Source organism: Mesorhizobium sp. M5C.F.Ca.IN.020.32.2.1 (assembly GCF_004023105.1).
GTDB classification, from domain to species: domain Bacteria; phylum Pseudomonadota; class Alphaproteobacteria; order Rhizobiales; family Rhizobiaceae; genus Mesorhizobium; species Mesorhizobium wenxiniae.
The window spans coordinates 1-4,358 of the sequence record NZ_RZSX01000552.1 but is presented as its reverse complement, the minus strand read 5'-3'; the positions used below and the strand labels follow the sequence as shown (position 1 = coordinate 4,358).

Here is a 4,358-nt window from a genome sequence, read left to right as displayed (position 1 = left end):
GCATGGTTGCGATAATCCTTACCGACGATCCCGCCAAGCGCGCCGCCGCCTGGGACTACGTCAAGTTCACCACAAGTCCTGAAGGCCAGAGCATTGTCGTGCTGAATACTGGTTATATGCCGACCAACACGCTTGCCCTCGACAAGGATCATCTCGCCGGCTTCTACGATAAGCACCCGAACTGGTACACCAGCGTGCTTCAGACGCCCCGCGCCCGCCCGTGGTTCTCCTGGCCTGGTGATAACGGCGTGCAGATCGGGGAGGTCCTCCGCGACGAGATGACGGCTATTGCGCTTGGATCCAAGGAACCGGAAGCCGCTCTCGCAGACATGGTGTCCGAGGTTCGCGCACTCCTGCCGAAAACGAACTGATCGCCTCGTCCGAGACGCTGCACGCTCCTGTGCGGCATCCCTCCCTTTTTCGGGATTATCCATGAAACTCATTCATCTGACCGACCCCCATCTTGTGCCGTTAGGCGCCATGCTCTTCGGCTTCGATCCTGCCCAACGGCTTCGCAAGACCATTGAGCGCATCAACCGCGATCACGCCGACGCCGAGCTTTGCGTCGTGACTGGCGATCTCACTGACGAGGGAGATTTCGCTTCCTATGTCCTACTTCGCGAGGTGCTGCAGGAACTGCGCGTGCCCGCCCGCCTTCTGCTCGGCAATCACGACAGCCGCGAGAATTTTGTTCGGGCGTTTCCTGGAGAGCCGCGCGATGAGAACGGCTTTATCCAGTCGGTTCACGACGGATCTGCCGGGCGCCTCATTTTTCTCGACACATTGGTGGAAGGTTTCGGTCATGGCTCCTTGGACGATGGTCGGCTCGAGTGGCTGCTGGCCCGGGTGGCCGAGGCGTCGGATGTGCGGGCCTACCTCTTCGTCCATCATCCGCTGCAGCCGATCGGCCTGCCGCATTTCGAACCCTGGAGCACCGAGAATTGGCGCCCGATCATGCAGGCGATTGTCAGCGCCGGCAATGTGCGGCACATTTTCCACGGCCATGTGCATGTCGATGTTGGCGGCACCTGGAGCGGCATCCCTTTCAGTGCAAACCGCGGCGTGGCGCATCAGATCATTCCACATTTCACGCGGAGAGACGCGGACTTCGTCGAGGATGCGCCCGCTTTTGACATCGCGATAATCGACGTTGATGGGGTCCTGGTGCATCGCTTCGAAGTTAGCGACCGACATGTGGTCGAGGTCTCCGCAGAAGGTTGGGTTCCCGAGGGCATGCAATGAATCAACAGCCCTCTTATGAACTGGTCATCTTCGATTGCGACGGCGTTCTGATCGATAGCGAGACGCTGGCAAGTCGAATCGATGCCGAAGAACTTACCCGCATTGGCTATCCCATGTCGTATTCTGATGTGATTCTGCGGTTTACCGGCCTTTCCTCAGCCACCATGCGGAAAATGATCGAAGAAGACTGGGGCCGCCCTCTACCCAGCGACTTCGACGTCATCGTGCAATCCCGGATAAAGGAAAGCTACCAGACGGAACTGCAAGCGATCAGCGGCATTGACCAACTCCTGCATCAGTTGCGATTGCCGCGCTGCGTCGCATCGAGCAGCGCCCCCGACAAGCTGCGGCTTGGTCTTGAACTGACGGAACTTTGGGCATACTTCCATCCCCACGTGTTCAGCTCCGCCATGGTAAAGGCCGGTAAGCCTGCACCGGACCTCTTCCTGTTCGCTGCCGCCCAGATGGGCACTAAGGCAGCGCGCTGCGTCGTTGTCGAGGACAGCATTGCAGGCGTTCGAGCCGGTGTGGCCGCGGGGATGATGGTGATCGGTTTCACCGCGGGCGGCCACTGCCACGACGACCACGGTCAACGATTGCTGTCAGCCGGCGCTGCGGTGGTCGCGCGATCAGCCGAAGAACTTAGCGTCCTGCTGATGACGAGCGAAGTCCAGCCCAATACAAAATGGCAGGAGGCGGACCCGGTGGCAGCAGGTGCCGTAAGGTGAACTGCAGCAGCTTCCCATCCACTCAACCCCACAAAAATGTCTTCCTATACCGACTGTCCCGGCGATTCCGTCCACTTGACATAAATCCGAACAAAGCTCCCTTGCATTCGATATCGGCGAAGTCTGACAGGCGGATGCGGCATGGGGCGGGCGCGCGCAAGCGACACTCAACGGTGTTCGACCGAGCTGCTCACAAATTACAATTGAGGGTCAAGAAGGAGCATTCGTGTCTGCGTGGGGGAACTCACCGGAGCTCGAAGCACAGGCCCGTGGCACCGTTTCGATGATGGACGAGTTACTTCATGATCAACCGAAAGCGATAGCGACCGAGGTCCCTTATGCGGCCCGAGCATTTACAACTCGCGACATTTATTGGCCGTTCGTCGGTCAACTGTTTGCTTGGAATCGAACACCTCGATCCGGGCGGCAGAGAAGGTCGACCCCTCACTGCTCACGGTTCGCTGTCAGACGCCTGGAATAGATGGTCACCACAACGACGACAATCAAGTGGCCTGACGCAGCAGCGGTCTCTTGTCCCACTTCCTCCCAGGGTCGGGCCCAATCTGAGTGTGGAGCAATGCAGAAAATCATTCATATCACGGATCCTCATTTTGTTGCCCCTGGCAAGACGCTTTACGGCATCGATCCGGCGCAGAGATTGCGCGACACCTTGGACCATGTCTCGCGCGTACACGCAGATGCCAAGCTCATCCTTATTACTGGCGATCTTGCTGATACAGGCGATCCAGCCGCTTACGCACTCTTGCGCGAGATCTTGTCGGAGGTCCGGCTCCCGGTCCATTTGACGATCGGCAACCACGATGACCGCGGCGCATTTCGAGGCGTATTCGGCGGGGAAGGATTCGTTCAGGCGGCTGTCGACTTGCACGACTGGCTCGTCGTCTTGCTCGACACAAAGGACGACATCAGCCATTTCGGTTGTCTTGACGGTGGCCGGTTTGAATGGCTGCAGGACCAGCTTTTCCGTGCCGCCGGCCGACCAGTCGTGGTTGCTATGCACCATACGCCGGCGGATTTGCATGTGCCTTGTTTTAAGACGAGCGATATGAAGGAGTCCGATCGGCTCCTTTCCATCCTTCGGAAAAACGCATCGGTCCGCCACATGCTCTTTGGTCACCGGCATGTTGCTGCAGCAGGCAGTTTGTCGGGCATATCGTTTACTGCCAGCCGTGGCACGGCGCAGCATATCGTTCTGGACTGGGAACAATATGGCAAGCCCATATTTGTGGCGGCTGCGCCATCATACGATGTCGTCATGTTGGACGGATCGGATGTCGTTGTCCATCGTCACGAGGGACTTGATCAGCTGCCTGTCATTCGTCCCGGTGATCCGAAATGATGGCTTCACCATCGATCAAAACGTCCGATCGGTCGCGGCCTCGACTGATCATCTTCGATTTTGACGGCACCCTTGCGGAGACGGAAATCGTAGCATCGGAGGTGATTTCGGCAAAACTTGCCGCGGAAGGTTTCCAGGTGCATCCAGATGAAATAACGGCAACGCTCTCCGGTGTTGAGCGAGACGATCAACAACGGCATCTGGAAAGACTTGTCGGTGTAAGCCTGCCGAAGAACTTCATGGAAACGGCCGCGGCTGAGATCCAGCTGGCCGCCTCTGGGATCCTGTCGGCGACACCTGGCGCGGTTGAACTGCTCCAGTGGCTTTCCATTCCCTTTTGTGTCGCATCGAACACATCTCGTTTCGAACTCATCCACCGCATGAGAGCCGCCAATCTCTTGGGGCTTGTAGGCTCACGGTTCTTCTCCTCCGATGACATCGGTGTCCGGAAGCCTGACCCTTCTGTGCTGCTATTGGCGGCGGAAATCATGGGCGTGTCTGCCAGAGAGTGCCTTGTCATTGAGGACAGCGTCATCGGTCTTAGTGCCGCGCGAAATGCAAATATGCGCTACTGCGCATTCGGGGGCGCCCGCCACCATACGAGTCGACTGAGGAATGACCTCCGGACCTTTGAGCCGGAGGCATTGTTGCTGAACTTGGCGGAACTTAAAGGTTTGCTTTGCCCAATGTAGAAAGAGGGCAGCGGCGTGGACGGTCCGCCCGCGCCTGCATCCGGAACACCATACCCCGGCGGGCAGTGCAATGGCGGACAGGTCATCAAGCTTGGTGCGGGATGCGGTATGCGGTCTGGTCGCCAGCGGGCCTAGCTCACAATCCAGAATCGCGCATTTTGTTGCCTAAAACCCCGAGCTTCTTGGGGACTTATCTATCTCCAAACTCGTAAGTCAAACAAACAGCGGAGAAGCGTCGGTTTTGCGTTTTTGCCGGTACTCTTGGCCTCTCTGGGTTTCGCGAGTTCAGGGTGGCGTTACCGGGGAGATTGAGCGCGATAAAGCCCGGCGACTGAC

General features: G+C 58.1%; 4 protein-coding genes and 1 pseudogene. All 5 read left to right on the top strand.

The annotated features are described in order from the left end of the window. Positions 1 to 371 (top strand): annotated as a pseudogene (locus EOA86_RS24060) (ABC transporter substrate-binding protein); the annotation flags it as partial. Positions 372 to 432: 61 nt separating this feature from the next. Then, positions 433 to 1,242, top strand: coding sequence for a phosphodiesterase (locus tag EOA86_RS24055; RefSeq protein ID WP_091597850.1), 810 nt, complete (start codon positions 433 to 435; stop codon positions 1,240 to 1,242). Further along, positions 1,239 to 1,970: an HAD family hydrolase gene (locus EOA86_RS24050; protein WP_128343948.1), complete on the top strand. Its 732-nt coding sequence runs from the start codon at positions 1,239 to 1,241 to the stop codon at positions 1,968 to 1,970. Before EOA86_RS24055 ends, EOA86_RS24050 begins: the two co-directional genes overlap by 4 nt. Before the next feature lie 577 nt (positions 1,971 to 2,547). Continuing rightward, positions 2,548 to 3,330, top strand: a complete 783-nt coding sequence (locus EOA86_RS24045) for a metallophosphoesterase (protein WP_029354781.1) — start codon at positions 2,548 to 2,550, stop codon at positions 3,328 to 3,330. Continuing rightward, positions 3,327 to 4,022: an HAD-IA family hydrolase gene (locus EOA86_RS24040; protein WP_091597848.1), complete on the top strand. Its 696-nt coding sequence runs from the start codon at positions 3,327 to 3,329 to the stop codon at positions 4,020 to 4,022. The genes EOA86_RS24045 and EOA86_RS24040 overlap by 4 nt, the downstream gene beginning before the upstream one ends. Positions 4,023 to 4,358 lie beyond the last annotated feature (336 nt).

Excerpts from the sequence above, each read along its gene's own strand:
- EOA86_RS24045 (WP_029354781.1), top strand. The coding sequence starts at position 2,548 with ATGCAGAAAATCATTCATATCACGGATCCTCATTTTGTTGCCCCTGGC.
- EOA86_RS24055 (WP_091597850.1), top strand. The coding sequence starts at position 433 with ATGAAACTCATTCATCTGACCGACCCCCATCTTGTGCCGTTAGGCGCC.
- EOA86_RS24040 (WP_091597848.1), top strand. The coding sequence starts at position 3,327 with ATGATGGCTTCACCATCGATCAAAACGTCCGATCGGTCGCGGCCTCGA.
- EOA86_RS24050 (WP_128343948.1), top strand. The coding sequence starts at position 1,239 with ATGAATCAACAGCCCTCTTATGAACTGGTCATCTTCGATTGCGACGGC.